Below are 15,211 nucleotides of genomic sequence, written 5' to 3'. Positions count from 1 at the left end.
GCATCTCTTTCTTCTGTTCAGCCATTTGGGCGCGGTTTTCGTTCATAGATTTCTAGCTAAGTACAAGACCATGAAGAAGATAAAAACCCTCACGCTGTATTTGTTCTTTCTGTTGACTGCCGGCCATTGTTTGACTAGTTGCCAGACCACTGCTCCTGCCGGCACTGAGAATACAACCGCCACCTCCAATGCTGAGGAAGATACCACTCCGGCCGGACCCAGGTTCTCGCCGCAGCGCGTAGACGTAAGAGGCACCATCACCCAACGGGAATACAACCAGGGCCAAATGCTCATTCTGGTGGAAGGTTTCCCCGATAGGTTTTCCCGTTTCGGGCGGGCAGTGGTGCTGGTAACGCCCATAACCCAGATTGTGGGCCTGGACGGAAAGACCATCAGTCTGAGCGAGCTGCAGACCGGGCAGCAGGTGGCGGTGCAGTTCAGGGGCCGGTTCCGGGAGTCTGTCACGGGTTTCGCGGCCCAAGCGGTCGCCCGCAAGATGTGGATTGAGCCGTTGGGTGGTTATTAGCGACCGCTTCAGCCTAAACGGGTGCCGTTAGCTTTGATTTGACGAGCGCGCAGCCCTTAATATAATATAGACGAGCCCGGAAGCTGGAGCAGGCGGGAACTGGCGGGCCTGGAAATATGTAGCGGAAGCCTATCTGCTGATTATGAGGCGATTTTTGTAAATTGCACGCAAATCAGGTTTGGCTTCTGTTTACTATATGTCTGGGACTTTTCTTCGTGCTGCGTTGGCCTTTTGCGGGCTGCTTTTCACCTTCTCAATCGCTGCATCGGCGCAAGCCGGCAAACCCATCAAGATCGCGGATCTGGAATTGCAGGTAGCGGGCATCGGGCAACCAGCCACGCAATTGCAGTACGCCTTCCAGGCTGGCGATGTGCTGGTGCTGGACCTGGAGAACAAAGCCAAGACGAACTACAAGGTAACGGTGCAGGAGTATTTCTCCTCTTCGCCGCTGTACAGCATTGAGGAAACGAAGAAACTGAACAACCTGCGCCTCACAGCGCCGCAGAAATCGGTGTACACCATTACGCTGCAGAGTCTGTCGCAGACCAGCACCAAGAGCCATTTCACGCTCACCCGCATTCCTAAAAGCGAAGCCACGCAGAATTTTAGCACGTTGGTGGCCTGGCGCACGGTCAAAGACACCCTCTGGACCACCACCACCGAGAAAGTTTTGGTGAAGAATGACCTCAAATCTGAGACGGTGGTAGACAAAACCTTCCGGCTGGCGTCGCTCACTAATATCACCAGCAACAACCGCAGCACCGAGCGTTTCAAGCTGCCAGCTGGTACCAAGCACTGGGTGTACTGGGTGGGTGTAGGGCAGGAATCTGTGCAGGCGCTGCAGGAAACGGGCAAAACGCTGGCCAAAGGCGCCACGGCTTTGCTCACGGGCAGCAACCCGTTGGTGGCTTTCGGGTTGGGGCTGTTGCCGCAGCTGCCGCAGGTAAAATCCAGCGGGTACATCAGCTACCATCTGTTCAACAAGAACAACGCCTACCTGTTCAAGGAAGACGAAGACGGCTGGAAACCCTACGGCGTGGCCAGCGGCAAGGATGTTCTGTCTGATTACGGCAAGGTGCTGATCAACCAGACCCCCAAAACCGATGACGGCTACCTGTACCTGGGCTTCGAGAACCCCAGCACCATTACCGGCCTGGACCTGACCCTGAAAGTGGTGGCGTTCATAGACAATCCTGTGTACCAGACCCGCACCGTGCGCAAGCCGGCCAAAATCACCACGCGCCGCGAGCCCATCCTGGCCGCGGACTAATTCTGCTTTCGGGCGCTTTTTAGGGAAACAGGCCAAAAACAGAAGTAGTATCTTTGCAGGAGCTTCGGCCTAAGCCCGGGCACCTAAGTTTATGAGCCTAGCACTTCCTGCTCCTTTCCAGACCCGCATGCAGACGCAATTGGGCGAGGCCTACCCCGCCTTCGCCGATGCCCTGAACCAACCCTCGCCTACCAGCATCCGGGTGAACCGCGCGAAGATGCCGCTACCCACCAGTTTGCCCCAGGTGCCCTGGACAGAGACCGGGTTCTACCTCTCAATGCGGCCCAGCTTCACTTTGGACCCCATGTTCCACGGCGGCGCCTATTACGTGCAGGAAGCCAGTTCCATGTTTCTGGAGCAGGCCTTGAGGCAGAGCGTGAACCTGAGCGAGCCTTTGGCCGTGCTGGACCTGTGTGGCGCCCCGGGCGGAAAATCCACCCACATCGCCTCATTGCTCTCTGAGGAAAGTCTGCTGGTCGCCAACGAAGTCATCAAGCCCAGGGCCAATATCCTCGCGGAGAACATCCAGAAATGGGGCTCCGGCAACGTGGTCGTCACGAACAATGATCCAAGCCACATAGGCCAGCTCACTGGTTTCTTCGATGTGATGGTGGTAGACGCCCCCTGCTCCGGCGAGGGCATGTTCCGCAAAGACCCCGATGCCGTGAACGAATGGTCTGAGGCCAACGTGAAACTCTGTTCTGAGCGCCAGCGCCGCATCCTCATGGATGTCTGGGATGCCCTCAAGCCCGGCGGCGTGCTCATCTATAGCACCTGCACCTACAACCTGGAGGAAAACGAAGAGAACCTGGCCTGGCTATCCAAGCAACAAGATGCTAAATCCATCTCCCTGCAACTACAACCTGACTGGGGCATCACCGAGACCGAACTGGAAGGCATGCACGGCTACCGCTTCTACCCACACCGCACCCAAGGCGAAGGTTTCTTCCTGGCCGCCGTGCGCAAAACCGGTGGCGATGAGGCGCGGGCCTACCGCAAGAGCAAGCGCCCGTTCCTGGTAAGCGCCTCCAAGCAGGAAAAAGCTTTGGTGCAGGATTGGCTGAAAGAGCCCCAAAACTGGGAACTGGTGAAGCACAAGGAAACCCTCCGCGCCCTGCCCCAAGCCTGGATGCTGGAACTGGAACAACTCTATGAGAACCTGCGCGTGGTCTACGGCGGCATTGAAGTAGCTGAGGTCATGAAGAACAACGCCAAGCCTCTGCCCGCCCTGGCGCTGTCCCAACATGTATCAGAAGATACTTTCCCCCGCGCCGAGGTGGATCTGGCCACCGCCCTCAAATTCCTGCACCGTGAAGACATAGTCCTGGAAAACTCCGCCAACGGCTGGGTACTGGTGCAGTTCAACGGCGTAGCCCTGGGCTGGGGCAAGAAGCTCCAGAACCGCGTGAACAACCACTACCCCAAAGAATGGCGCATCAGAATGAGCCTGGATGAAGCTTTGAAACCGGAGAACGTACAGGGGCTGTTTACGCTGGGAAGCTTTTAGTATCGCGTATCAAGTATCACGATGCTGGGCTGTCTTCCTCATCATCGCAACTTTCTCTATTGTCATCCTGAAAGGATCTTGTGGGCGAACTAGAAAGGCGTTTTTGCAAGCCACAGCAGCCTAATTTGAGTTGATTGACGTCACTGTTTCGCTGCTTGCCCATTCACCACCCCGCCCTTCGGGCACCCCTCCTAAATTAGGAGGGGAGTTTTGATCTGCCTGCGCTATACCGTCTGCTCAAAAGACCTCGCAGCGTCCGGAGGTCCTGCGAGCGTCTGCGCCGATTACCGTTCCGGTTAGTCACAAAAAGAGGAAGGCCTCTGCAGTTTATTCGCTGCAGAGGCCTTCCTCTTTTTGGTTTTATGGCTGTTTTTTTCAAAGTAGCCTTGAATCCCCTCTAATACTAAAGTCGTGCTACTTGCTACCTGATACGACCTTATTCCACGTACAGCACCAACCCTTTGAGATACTCGCCTTCCGGGTGGAAGATGCTTACCGGGTGGTCGGCGGGTTGGGAGAGGTGGTGCATGACTTTCACGTTGCGGCCGGCTTCAATGGCGGCGGCCATGACGGTGCTGGCAAAGAGATATTTGTCCACCACCCCGGAGCAGGAAAAGGTGAAGATGATGCCACCCGGTTTAATCTTCTGGATGGCCTCGGCGTTCAGGCGTTTGTAGCCCATGAGCGCGTTATGGCGCACCTTCTGGCTTTTCGCGAAGGCGGGAGGGTCCAGCACAATCAGGTCGTAGAGGTCTTCTTTGCCGCGCAGGAACTCAAAGGTATCTACGGCATAGGCCTCGTGGCGGTCCTGGCCGTTGTTCAGGGCGGCATTCTGATCAGTCAGCTCGATGGCTTTTTTGGAGACGTCCACGGAGTGCACGGCGGTGGCCCCGGCGTTGAGCGCGTAGATAGAGAAGCCCCCGGTGTAGCAGAAGGTGTTCAGGATGGTTTTGCCTTTGGAGTAATGCGCCAGCAGTTGGCGGTTCTCGCGCTGGTCAATGAAGAAGCCGGTTTTCTGGCCTGTTACCCAATCTACCAGGAACTTGTTGCCGTTCTCGGTGACCACGTGCGGCGTGGGCGTCTCCCCAATGAGGTAGCCGTTCTGGCCTTGCACCGGACCTTTGGCCGGCAGGGTCTCGGCGCTCTTGTCGTATACGGCAGTTAGTTTGCCGTCATAGACTTCCATCAGCGCTTGCGCGATGTGCTGTCGCACGTGGAACATGCCTACGTTGTGCGCCTGCAGCACAGCAGTATTGCCGTACACGTCAATGATGAGGCCGGGCAGGTTGTCGCCCTCGGCGAAGACCAGGCGGTAGACATCGGTATCGGGGGTATCCAGGAAGCCCTGCTCGCGCCGATAATCCACGGCCCGCTGCACGCGGCTTTTCCAGAAAGCGTAATCAGGCTCCACCTCCTCAAAAGAGAAAATGCGTACCGCGATGGAACCCGGCTGGAAATGCCCGAGGCCCAGGAACTCGCGCCGGTTGGTGTACAAGGCCACGATATCGCCCTCCTGCACCTCGCCTTCCACTTTTTTGATAGCCCCCGAGAAAACCCAAGGATGGAAGCGTTTGAGGGAATGTTCTTTGCCTGCGTGTAATAATATAGAAGGAAGATTTGTCATAAAGAGAGAAGTACGCGCCGGCGGCAGCGCACGTTTTTGAGTTGTTTTTGCAAAATTCGGGAAAAAATCCGGCTTTTGGGCTGCGGCCCGGCAGTTCTTCGTAAACTCTGGCTTAGTTAGATTTCTTTGAACCCGTATTCACGCCATCGCGCCTTCACCTATTCACAATTTGGAAGATTCCCGCCTGCCCATCGTTGACCTGCACTGCGACCTTACCGGTTACCTGGCCTGGATTCCCGGGGCTACGCCCTTGGACGTGAACCGCATTGGCTGCGCCATCCCACATCTGCAGGCCGGACGGGTAAGGCTGCAGACCATGGCTTTCTTCACGCCCACCGAGCCCGGCAGCGCCGCTTTTACCCTGAAGCAGGCCCGCCTGTATAGAGACGATTTGCTCCGGCAAGAAGACGTTTTTGCCCCGATTTGCCCAAAAGACCTCCAAAACCAGGTCCTGCACGGTGACCGGATTGCCATGGTGGCTGCCATTGAGAACGCCTCGGGGCTGTGTGAGGAGGAAGAACCTTTAGAACTGGCCTTTTCCCGGCTGGAGGAAATCATAAAACTGGCGGGGCCGGTGCTCTATATCAGCCTGAGCCACGTGGACGAGAACCGGTTCAGCGGCGGTAACCTCACACCCGGCATCGGGCTGAAGCCGGATGGCGAGGAGCTGCTTCGTTACCTCAGCGGCCGGCGCATTGCCGTAGACCTGGCCCACGCCTCAGACGCCGCTGCCTTCGATATTCTCTCTTTCATTGACCAACAGAACCTGAATATCCTCGTCATGGCCAGCCATTCCAACTTCCGGGAAGTGTGCGACCATCCGCGCAACCTGCCGCAGGAACTGGTGCAGGAGATAGTACATCGCCAGGGACTCATCGGGCTCAACTTCCTGAAGAACTTTGTGCACCCAACCCACCCCGAGGCCCTGCTGGAGCATATCCGCTACGGCTTCAGGCACGCGCCCCAAACCCTGGCCTTCGGCGCCGATTTCTTCCAGGAATCCGGTGTGCTGGGCGAATCTTATTATCATGAGGAACATCGCTCAGCAGCCCGGTACCAATCCATTCTGACGGAGCTAAAGCAGGAGTTTTCCCCGGAGCAGTTAATGGACCTCAGCTACCGGAACGTGCTCCGGTTTCTGGAAAGGCTGTGGGGCTGACCCGAAGAAAGAAATGTACATAGCGTTTCAGGGCAGATTTACGGAAAAGCGTCGGTAAACAGTGGGCTATAACTTGTATGAGGCAGGAGAAATAAAGTATATAAAAAGGGCTATGTCTTGTAGTCAGGGTAATCAGGGATTTGGCTATATTTAAGAGTATATCTGGTATTCCTATTCAATCTATTATCCTTTATCCCTTACATGCCCCCAAGAATAAGACTAATCCCCTGCCTGCTGCTTTTTGTTTTAGCCGCACTTTTCGCATTTGGGCCTAAAAACGCGTCCTTCCTCACCAGTTTTGAAGAGATTATTGCCCGGTTCCAGCTCCTCGGGAAGGAATATCCGCAGGAGAAAGTGTACCTGCACCTGGATAAACCCTACTATGCCGCCGGCGAGAATGCCTGGTTCAAAGCCTATTTGGTGAACGCCAATGTGCATACGCCCAGCCAACTTAGCAAGGTGCTGTACGTGGAGTTAATCAACCCCGAGGATTCTGTTTTCAGCCGGGTAGCGGTGGACGTGCAGAACGGGCTGGGCCACGGTGATTTCGCCTTGCCAGACACCATGCCGGCCGGGCAGTACCGGCTGCGGGCCTACACCAGCTGGATGCAGAACTTTGATGAGGAGTACTTTTTCCACCAGAACCTCACCATCTACAACCCCAGGATGGAGGATGTGGTGCCTTCCATGGCTTTCGAGGTGAAGCCGCAGAGCAATGGAGACTCCGTGCAGGTAAGCCTTTCTCTGAAGAACCACCAGGGAGAGCCACTGACCAATACGCCCTTCACTTACCTTACCCAAACAGGACGCAAAACATCATCCAGACGCAAAGGCGTAACCAATGGCCAAGGATTGTCCCGGTTTACGCTGTTCCTGCCAGAGGCCGAGGACCGCCAAAACGCCAAACTGCAGCTAACGGTAGCCGAAGGCCAGGAACCGTACGTGAAAAGCTTTCCTATTCCGCTGCCCAACCCTAAACCGGATCTGCAGTTCTTCCCCGAGGGCGGGAACCTGATTGCGGGCATGTGGAACGTAGTGGGTTTCAAAGCCGTGGATGCCACTGGCCTGGGTGCAGACGTATCCGGCGCCCTCTATGACCAGACCGGCAAGAAAATAACCGATTTCCAGAGCTTGAAGTTTGGGATGGGCCGCATCAGGTTCATGCCTTTCAAAGGAATGAAGTATGAGGCCCGTTTGTCGCTGCCCAACGGAAAATCCGCCGTGTATCCCCTGCCCGCTGCCAAAGAGCAGGGCGTGCTGATGACCGTGGACAATGGCAACCTTGAGAACATCAAACTGAAAGTTTACCTGCTGGGCTTCGCCGATGGCGTGAACCGACCCAGAAACCTTCATTTTTTGGGCCAGAGCCGGGGAGAGATGTATTTCAAAGGATCTGGCAGTACAGATAAAGACCTGGTGGTAGTGGAAGTGCCCAGAAAGAGCTTCCCGGATGGGGTTTCCCAGATCACCCTGTTCTCAGACACAGGCGAGCCGCTGGCCGAGCGCCTTATCTTCGTGAACCAAGGCCGGCAGCTGCAGTTAAGCCTCACTTCTGATAAAACAACCTATAAACCCCGGGAGAAAGTGACCATGCGCCTGCAGGCCAAAAATGAGGCGGGCAATCCGGTGGTGGGCCATTTCTCCGTAGCCGTCATGGATCAGCAGAAAATCATGCCGGAAGCCAACGGCGGCAACATCCTCACCAACCTGCTGCTTACCTCAGACCTGCGCGGGCACATTGAGCAGCCCGGTTATTATTTCTCCGGGCAGGACTCTGAGGCCGTCCTGGCGCTGGATAACCTCATGCTTACCCAGGGCTGGCGCCGGTTTGTGTGGCAAGACCTGCTGCAGAACAAACCTCCCCAGCTTACCCATCCCATTGAACAGGCGCTCACGGTGAAGGGTACGGTACTGAAAACATCGGGTAAGCCGGAGCCCAACGCCGTGGTGAACCTCTTCGAACTTAGCAACATTGCCGGCATGCTCACCGATACCACAGATGCGCAGGGCAGGTTCATGTTTGGGGTGGCCGGCCTGGATGACAGCGCCCGCATTGTGGTAAAGGCCCTCTCGGCCAAAGGCAAAAATGCGCTGGAAGTGGTGCTGGAGAAAGCATTGCCGCTCACGCTGGTGAAACCAAGGGCTCCGCTGGCCCCGCCGCCCGGACCTTTCTCCCAGGAACTAGCCAGATACCTGCAGGGCAACCGCGAGCAGCTCAAGCTAGACCAGTTATCCGGGAAAAGTATTCTCCTGAACACGGTGAACATCAAAGGCCGGAAACAGAAAGAGGAAGAGGATTATTTCAGCCGGGGCCTTTACAGCATGCCAGACAGGAGCATCAAAGCGGCAGACCTGCCACCGGGCATGAACCTTATTTCCAGTCTGCAGGGCCGCATCCCGGGAGTATACGTGGCAGGAGACCAGATTTCCATGCGCGGGGGCGGAACGCCGCTTTTCCTGCTGGACGGGATGCCCATAGAGATCGAATTCATCAGGACTATCTCCATGAGTGACGTGGACCGGGTGGATGTGCTGATGCCCGGCGCGTCTTCGGCCGTTTACGGCTCGCAGGGCGGGAATGGTGTGATTGCCGTTTCGCTCAAACGCGGAGGCTCCGCCAGGCCTGATTTCTCCCGCTGGAGAGGTATTGCGTCATACAAGGGAGTCCGGTACCAGACCGCCCGGGAGTTCTACATGCCCCGCTACGATGTCCCCGCTGAAACCGAACTTCCTGATCTACGGAGTACCATCTTCTGGGCACCTTCCATCACCACCAATGCCTCTGGTACCGCGGAGTGGACCTTTTTCGCCGCCGATGCTGTTACAACTTACCAGGCAGTAGTGGAGGGGATCACTGGCCGGGGACAGATAGGGCGCGGGCTGGCGACTTTGCAGGTACGGTAAAGAACCTGCTTAGGCAGAGCGCCTTGTTTTACGGGCCTTTTCCCTGAAACAACCCTAAAACGCACACAAACAATTGCGCCGGAAATTATGTATCTTTGCGGCCTGAATTAAGTAAAGCAGAAGATGTTAGATAAACTGGAAGCCATAAAACAACGGTTTGAAGAGGTTAATGAGCAACTCATCCAACCAGATGTTGCCAGTGACCTGAAAAGATATAAGGCCCTGAACAAAGAATTCAAGGACCTGGAGAAGATTGTGGCCGAGTATGAGCGTTATAAGCTGCTGCTCAGCAACATTGAACACACCAAAGAAGTCATTGCCACGGAGAAAGACGAAGATTTCCGGGAGATGGCCAAAGAAGAGCTGGACGAACTCCTGCCGCAGCGCGACGAGATGGAAGAGGTCATCAAGGAAATGCTCATCCCCAAAGACCCCAACGACAGCAAAGACATCATCATGGAAATCCGGGCCGGAGCCGGTGGCGACGAGGCCTCTCTGTTTGCCGGTGACTTGTACCGCATGTACAGCCGTTTCGCGGAGAAGCAGGGCTGGAAAATGGAGGTCATTGACGTGATGGAAGGTACCGCCGGCGGTTACAAAGAGGTGATCGTGGGCATCTCCGGCGAGGACGTGTACGGCAAGCTCAAGTTCGAGTCTGGTGTGCACCGCGTACAGCGCGTACCCGCTACCGAAACCGCTGGTCGTATCCACACTTCGGTGGCATCGGTGGTAGTATTGCCCGAGGTAGAAGAGCTGGACATCGAACTGAATATGAATGATATCCGCAAGGACCTTTTCATGTCTTCAGGACCCGGTGGTCAGTCGGTAAACACCACGTATTCTGCCGTGAGATTAACGCACATTCCTACGGGTATTGTGGCCCAGTGCCAGGACCAGAAATCACAGCTTAAGAACTTTGACAAAGCCTTGGCCGTGTTGCGTTCCCGTATTTACGAGATAGAACTAGCCAAGAAAAACGAAGCCGAAGGTGCCCAGCGTAAGAGCATGGTGGGCGGCGGCGACCGTTCAGACAAGATCAGAACATATAACTACCCACAGGGCCGCGTTACCGATCACCGCATCGGATTAACCGTGTACAACCTGCCAAGCGTGGTTGACGGTAACATTGACGAGTTTGTGGAGCAGCTTCGTATTGCCGAGAACGCTGAGCGTTTGAAAGAAGGCGTACAGGCCTAAGCCAACCCATACCAGAAAGCGCAGTTCAACAGAGCTGCGCTTTTTTTATTTCTCTGTTTCAGGCCCTATTTCTTGAAAACGAGCTAAAAATCCCACACCATTATTTTCGTTTTCACCTATGAGGCTCCTCCTTTTACTTTTTACAGGGTTATTGTTCTTGTGCCCTGCCGCTTATAGCCAAACCGACAAAGAAGCTATCTCTAGGAATGTTACGCGCTATTTTACGGCAGTGGAAAAAGCCGATAACCAGACAGTAATGGACCTTACTTATTCCAGAGTTTACGAGCTTATCCCCAGAGAGAAGATGCGGGAAATGTTAGAAAATTTGCATAGTGATCCAGAGTATAAGATCACTATTTCAAATAACTCTATCAAGAATATCACAGAGGCAGTCCTTATTGCCGATACTAAGTACGCTAAGGTGGATTATTCTTTTACCATGGTGATGAAAATCAATAAACCAGAGGAAAAGAAGTCCGACAAGGACAAATTTGATACAAGGGCCGCTACTACTAATCTATTTAAAAAGATGTACGGTGAGAGTAATATCACCTATAACCAGCCGGAAAATCAGTATGTGATCAACATCCAGAAGCAAATGTTTGCAATTCTTGAGCCCAAGACGCAGCAATGGACGTTCATAGGCAATGAGAAAAACTTGAAACCTTTGCTGGAAAAGATATTACCTCAGTAGTTATTGACAGAGTAGAAGGTATTAGAATGCCTGCACTGCGCTAAAAGATCATACATGAAGCACACGTTTCTCTTTAAAAGGTTCCGTCTTTGGCTGCAAAGCCTGGCCCTGGTCTGCTTAATGGGTTGGTGGATGAGCGCCTGCACGCCCCGCGATGAGGAAATCACCGCCGATGCCGGGGCCCTGCTCCGGCTGGAGGCTGATACGGTGCTGTTTGACACGGTTTTCACGGAGGTGGGTAGCGTGACCCGGCGCCTGAAAGTCTACAACCCCAATAAGAACGCTGTCCGGATCTCCGAGATAAAAGTGGGCGGCCTGGCGACCTCGCCGTACCAAATTTTTGTGAACGGAAGGCCAGGCCCGCAACTGCAGGACGTGGAGCTTCGGGGTGAGGACAGCCTGCTGGTGCTGGTCCAAGCCACCATCAACCCCAACGCGCAGGAGCAGCCTTTCCTGGTGAACGACTCCCTCCTGTTCCTCACCAACGGGAACCAGCAGAAGGTGAAACTGGTGGCCTATGGGCAGAACGCCACCTATTACCGGCACAACTACAACACGGCTCCCGCCGAGGTCTGGTCTGCCGCTAAAGCGCACGTGATCTATGACTCGGTGACGGTGCCGGCCGGGCAGACGCTCACCATCCAGAAAGGCAGCCAAATCCATCTGCACCGCAACGCTAAGATCAAGGTACTAGGCACACTCAAGGTAGAGGGTGAGCCCCAGAAGCGGGTGGTGTTCCAGCAGGTGCGCCTGGAGGAGCAGTACCGTAACGCGCCGGGCCAGTGGCGGGGTTTGGAGTTCCATCCTTCCAGCCAAGGTAATGAGATCAACTTCGCCGAGCTGAAGAACGCAGTCACGGGCCTTTACCTTAAAGCCGAGGGGAACCAGGTGCCCCAGGTCACGCTTCGGAATAGTTTTCTGAAAAACATGCTGGAAATAGGCGTGCTGAGCCACGGCGGCGAGGTGCGCCTGGAAAACAGCATCATCACCAATTGCGCCGAGTATGCCGTGGCCGGCCTGGGTGGCGGCCGGTACGATATCATCTTCAGTACGCTGGCCAACTACGCGAATGATTTCGTGCGTTTCGGGCCTTCGTTTACCTTTCAGGAGAAATATGAGGTGGAGGGCAAGCTGATTAGAGAAGGCAGTTACGTGGTGAACGTGGTCAACAGCATTCTGTGGGGCCGGCAGGAAGAGGAACTGCAGTTCGGGAACATGGGCAGTGGCTCCAGCAGAACCATCCGGAACTCCTTCCTGAAAACCCAGGCTTATAAAACCGAGTTCGATAAGAACGCAAACCAGCTCAACGTAGACCCGCAGTTCCGTGATGCGCCCAAGTTTGATTTCCAGATCATCAAGCTCTCGCCGGCGAACGCAGCCGGAACGCCGGTGCCCGGCATCACGGTGGACTACGAGAACAAACCGCGCGATGCCCAGAAACCCGATGCCGGGGCCTTGGAAGTAGACTACCAATAATTTACCCTTAGCTGTATGAAGTGGTTCCAGAAAACCCTACGCTTACCCGCCGTGAAACGCGGCTTTCACCTCATCACCGATCTGCTGGAGGCGCATTTACCCGAGCTGGAGGAGATTGAAGTGGGTTTGGCGCACATCTTCATCCAGCACACCTCGGCCAGTTTGTCCATCAACGAGAACGCCGACCCCACCGTGCGCCACGATTTTGAGCAGCATTTCAACCGCATGGTCCCCGAGAACGCACCTTACTACCGCCACACCCTGGAAGGCCCCGATGACATGCCCGCCCACATTAAGGCTTCCCTCATGGGCGCCTCCGTGACGGTGCCCATCACCAACGGCCGCCTGAACGTAGGCACCTGGCAGGGCATCTACCTCTGCGAGCACCGCAACCACGGCGGCAAACGCACGGTGGTGGTCACCCTGCAGGGCAAGTAATTAGCATGAAATCCGAAAGCCGATTTAGGCCCGTTTTCCAGGAAACGGGCTTAAATCGGCTTTCGGATTTATCACAAAAACAGTAGTTGGATTTTGTTCTAACGGATGGCCGGTGAGTAGTCAATCTGCCCGAAATTCACGGTGAAGGCCGTGCCTTTGCCTTCTTCGCTTTCCACGTCAATGGTGCCACCCAGGGCTTTTACCTGCATTCTGGTAAGATACAGCCCTAAACCTTTTGACTGGTCGGTGACGTGGAAGACTTTGTAGAGCCCAAATAATTTGTCTCCTATCCGCTCCAGGTCCATGCCCAAGCCGTTGTCTGATACGGACAGATGAACGGTGTCTGCGTTGCGCCAGCTCCTGATTTTTACCTCTGGCTGCCGGTCTGGAGAGCGGTATTTGAGGGCGTTGGAGATGAAGTTGTGCAGAATGCTTTCCAGGTACAGCTTGGGGATGTAAATGGTGGCCACTTCCAAATCCGTGATGATCTGGGCATCGGTTTGCGCGATGACGGCGGCCAGGTTCTGCTTTTCTTTTTCAATGAGCTCAGCCAGTTGTACTTCCTCCTGCGGCAAGTCCTGCACCAGGTGCGTCTTCAGGATCACGTTTAGGTCACTGATGGTCTCATACATGTTGTCGCTCACCTGGTTCACTTTCTCCATGGCGTAGGCGGCGCTTTCCTCACCGGGTTCTGCCACGTAGAACTGGTGCAGACTTTTAATGGTGGCCAGCGGCGAGCGCAGGTTATGTGAGATGATGTAGGCGAAGTCCTCCAGCTGGGCGTTGCGGGTGCGAAGCTGGTCTGCGTTGGTCAAAAGCTCTTGGTTCAGTTTCTGTAACTCGGCGGTTTGGTTACGGAGCCTGATGGCAATAAGGTCTTTGAGCAATGCCTGCGTGATCTCCACTTCGTTCAAGGTCCAAGGCTGGGATTTCCCTCTGACCACCTCTATCCATTTCTCAAAAGACTTCCGGGGATGAATGCGCAAACCATCGGTTTCCATGGGCTTTTCTGGGTTGCCGGCCCAGATTCTGGTTTCCCTGATCTCGGGTTTGAAGAACAGCAGGTACTCCTGGTTGTAGCGCGAGATCTCCAGCGCCAGCAGCCCGCTGGCCACCTCACGGTAGGTTTCGGCCTGGGGCCACTCGGCAGACAAATTGCGGGTACAGAAAACCCCCTCAGAGACATGCTCAGAAAGCCAGCGCGTAAGGCTCTGGATGGCTTCCGCAGAAGGGGTCTGCCCGAAGGTGGTCAAAGATTTGTCAAGCAGCAGGGCGGCGCCGTGGCTCTCAGTAAGGTCTAGTAAAGAAGGCTGCGGTTTGAACAGTCCCTCGGCCAGGTCCATGCCGCTGTTGAGGCGCTGCACCAGGGTGCGCTCCACTTGCCTATACCGATTGAACTGCTCCTGGTCCCGTTTCTCCTGCAAAGAGGCAATCACGTTCCCGAAGGTCTTCGCCACCAGATCACAGAGCTGCCGGCGCCAGACGTCAATGTAGGTGGGTTCCACGTTGTGGCAGGCAATCACGCCCCAAAGTTGGTTCTTGACCAGGATGGAGAACGAGATGGTAGCCGCCACGCCCGTATTCCGGATGTATTCCAAATGGATCTCAGACGGATTACGCAGCTCTGAACACAGGATATTGGTAGGTTGGCCGGTGCCGGGGTTGAAGTACGGGTAAATCTCTACTGCCTCGGCGTCCACGTTGGGGATCTGGCGCACGTGCTTCTGCTTCAACAGCTCCCGTGCCGGGGCCGGAATATCAGAAGCCGGGAAATGGTGCCCAATAAATGAGTTCAGGCGCACATCTCGGCTTTCGGCAATCACATCGGTGTTCCACTCCTGGTCAAACTGGGTGATGTCAACGCGGTCATATTCCAGGATGGTGCGCAGCGTGTGGGCCACGGCCTCAGCCACGCTCTCAAGGGTATCTAGGCTGTTGAGTTGGTTGTGCAGCTGCCACAGAATGGTGTTGTGGCGCAGCTTCTCGGCGTCTGGGTACGGGGCGCTGGGCTCGCCCTCCAGAATCAGTTTGCCGCCGGATTTGTGAAAATGGCCAATAAACGGGCGGTTGCCTAATGTGAGGAACTGAGAACCCGTATAGGCAGAGTCAAAAGTCGCATCATTTGCAGAAAGCAGGGAATGAAGCGGTTGGCCCAGGAGTTCCTCCAGCCCGAGAGAGAGAAACTGGTCTACGTTGCGGCTGGCCTGCTCAATGGTGAGCGTCTCTTTGTCTAACACCAGCAGGAACCCGTGCGATTGAATCCGGCCGATGAGATGGATGGGCTCTTTGTCGCAGTTAGAGAGGTCTACCTGGTGGTTGTGATAATTTTGCATGCTACTTCTTGCTTCCCCGAGCTAAGGGGAAAGCCCAGCTGCGAAAATGCGGTTAACGGTGATAGGTTCAATTACGTTACAAA

At 55.1% G+C, this 15,211-nt stretch carries 11 protein-coding genes; 9 read left to right on the top strand and 2 right to left on the bottom strand.

Translation table 11 applies throughout. The features are described 5' to 3' along the window. The first annotated feature begins 70 nt into the window (after positions 1-70). The 3 genes from J3P34_RS16550 (at position 71) to J3P34_RS16540 (ending at position 3,303) form a co-directional block, all read left to right on the top strand. Positions 71-526: a hypothetical protein gene (locus J3P34_RS16550; RefSeq protein WP_210489754.1), complete on the top strand. Its 456-nt coding sequence runs from the start codon at positions 71-73 to the stop codon at positions 524-526. A 196-nt stretch (positions 527-722) separates the two neighbouring features. Continuing rightward, complete coding sequence (locus tag J3P34_RS16545; RefSeq protein ID WP_210489753.1) at positions 723-1,796, top strand: hypothetical protein; 1,074 nt, start codon at positions 723-725, stop codon at positions 1,794-1,796. Between the two features lie 91 nt (positions 1,797-1,887). Next, positions 1,888-3,303 (top strand): methyltransferase RsmF C-terminal domain-like protein, encoded by a 1,416-nt coding sequence (locus J3P34_RS16540; protein WP_210489752.1) that lies wholly within the window; start codon positions 1,888-1,890, stop codon positions 3,301-3,303. A gap of 436 nt (positions 3,304-3,739) precedes the next feature. Here the strand turns inward: J3P34_RS16540 and J3P34_RS16535 are convergent, their stop codons facing one another. Next, complete coding sequence (locus tag J3P34_RS16535; RefSeq protein WP_210489751.1) at positions 3,740-4,927, bottom strand: class I SAM-dependent rRNA methyltransferase; 1,188 nt, start codon at positions 4,925-4,927, stop codon at positions 3,740-3,742. 169 nt (positions 4,928-5,096) lie between these two features. Between J3P34_RS16535 and J3P34_RS16530 the strand changes: the two genes are divergently transcribed. The 6 genes from J3P34_RS16530 to J3P34_RS16505 all read left to right on the top strand — a co-directional run bounded on the left by J3P34_RS16530 (position 5,097) and on the right by J3P34_RS16505 (position 12,795). After that, complete coding sequence (locus J3P34_RS16530) at positions 5,097-6,086, top strand: dipeptidase (protein WP_210489750.1); 990 nt, start codon at positions 5,097-5,099, stop codon at positions 6,084-6,086. Positions 6,087-6,287: 201 nt separating this feature from the next. Next, positions 6,288-8,990, top strand: a complete 2,703-nt coding sequence (locus J3P34_RS16525) for a carboxypeptidase-like regulatory domain-containing protein (RefSeq protein ID WP_210489748.1) — start codon at positions 6,288-6,290, stop codon at positions 8,988-8,990. Between the two features lie 123 nt (positions 8,991-9,113). Further along, on the top strand, positions 9,114-10,187 hold the full coding sequence (gene prfA / locus J3P34_RS16520) for a peptide chain release factor 1 (RefSeq protein ID WP_210489747.1): 1,074 nt from the start codon (positions 9,114-9,116) through the stop codon (positions 10,185-10,187). 118 nt (positions 10,188-10,305) lie between these two features. Next, entirely contained in the window at positions 10,306-10,881 is a 576-nt protein-coding gene (locus J3P34_RS16515; RefSeq protein ID WP_210489746.1) for a hypothetical protein, read from the top strand. Positions 10,882-10,935: 54 nt separating this feature from the next. Next, positions 10,936-12,357, top strand: coding sequence for a hypothetical protein (locus tag J3P34_RS16510; RefSeq protein WP_210489745.1), 1,422 nt, complete (start codon positions 10,936-10,938; stop codon positions 12,355-12,357). A 15-nt stretch (positions 12,358-12,372) separates the two neighbouring features. Next, complete coding sequence (locus tag J3P34_RS16505; protein ID WP_210489743.1) at positions 12,373-12,795, top strand: secondary thiamine-phosphate synthase enzyme YjbQ; 423 nt, start codon at positions 12,373-12,375, stop codon at positions 12,793-12,795. A 98-nt stretch (positions 12,796-12,893) separates the two neighbouring features. On the opposite strand, the gene J3P34_RS16500 is transcribed toward J3P34_RS16505, so the two are convergent. Next, entirely contained in the window at positions 12,894-15,128 is a 2,235-nt protein-coding gene (locus tag J3P34_RS16500; RefSeq protein WP_210489742.1) for an ATP-binding protein, read from the bottom strand. Positions 15,129-15,211: the final 83 nt, after the last annotated feature.

Source organism: Rufibacter aurantiacus (assembly GCF_017916345.1).
Classification (GTDB): Bacteria; Bacteroidota; Bacteroidia; order Cytophagales; family Hymenobacteraceae; genus Nibribacter; species Nibribacter roseolus.
The sequence above is the reverse complement of the archived record's forward strand: the minus strand, read 5'-3'. Positions and strand labels throughout refer to the sequence as shown.

Excerpts from the sequence above, each read along its gene's own strand:
- J3P34_RS16510 (WP_210489745.1), top strand. The coding sequence starts at position 10,936 with ATGAAGCACACGTTTCTCTTTAAAAGGTTCCGTCTTTGGCTGCAAAGC.
- prfA (WP_210489747.1), top strand. The coding sequence starts at position 9,114 with ATGTTAGATAAACTGGAAGCCATAAAACAACGGTTTGAAGAGGTTAAT.
- J3P34_RS16550 (WP_210489754.1), top strand. The coding sequence starts at position 71 with ATGAAGAAGATAAAAACCCTCACGCTGTATTTGTTCTTTCTGTTGACT.
- J3P34_RS16540 (WP_210489752.1), top strand. The coding sequence starts at position 1,888 with ATGAGCCTAGCACTTCCTGCTCCTTTCCAGACCCGCATGCAGACGCAA.
- J3P34_RS16525 (WP_210489748.1), top strand. The coding sequence starts at position 6,288 with ATGCCCCCAAGAATAAGACTAATCCCCTGCCTGCTGCTTTTTGTTTTA.
- J3P34_RS16515 (WP_210489746.1), top strand. The coding sequence starts at position 10,306 with ATGAGGCTCCTCCTTTTACTTTTTACAGGGTTATTGTTCTTGTGCCCT.
- J3P34_RS16535 (WP_210489751.1), bottom strand. The coding sequence starts at position 4,927 with ATGACAAATCTTCCTTCTATATTATTACACGCAGGCAAAGAACATTCC.
- J3P34_RS16500 (WP_210489742.1), bottom strand. The coding sequence starts at position 15,128 with ATGCAAAATTATCACAACCACCAGGTAGACCTCTCTAACTGCGACAAA.
- J3P34_RS16545 (WP_210489753.1), top strand. The coding sequence starts at position 723 with ATGTCTGGGACTTTTCTTCGTGCTGCGTTGGCCTTTTGCGGGCTGCTT.
- J3P34_RS16505 (WP_210489743.1), top strand. The coding sequence starts at position 12,373 with ATGAAGTGGTTCCAGAAAACCCTACGCTTACCCGCCGTGAAACGCGGC.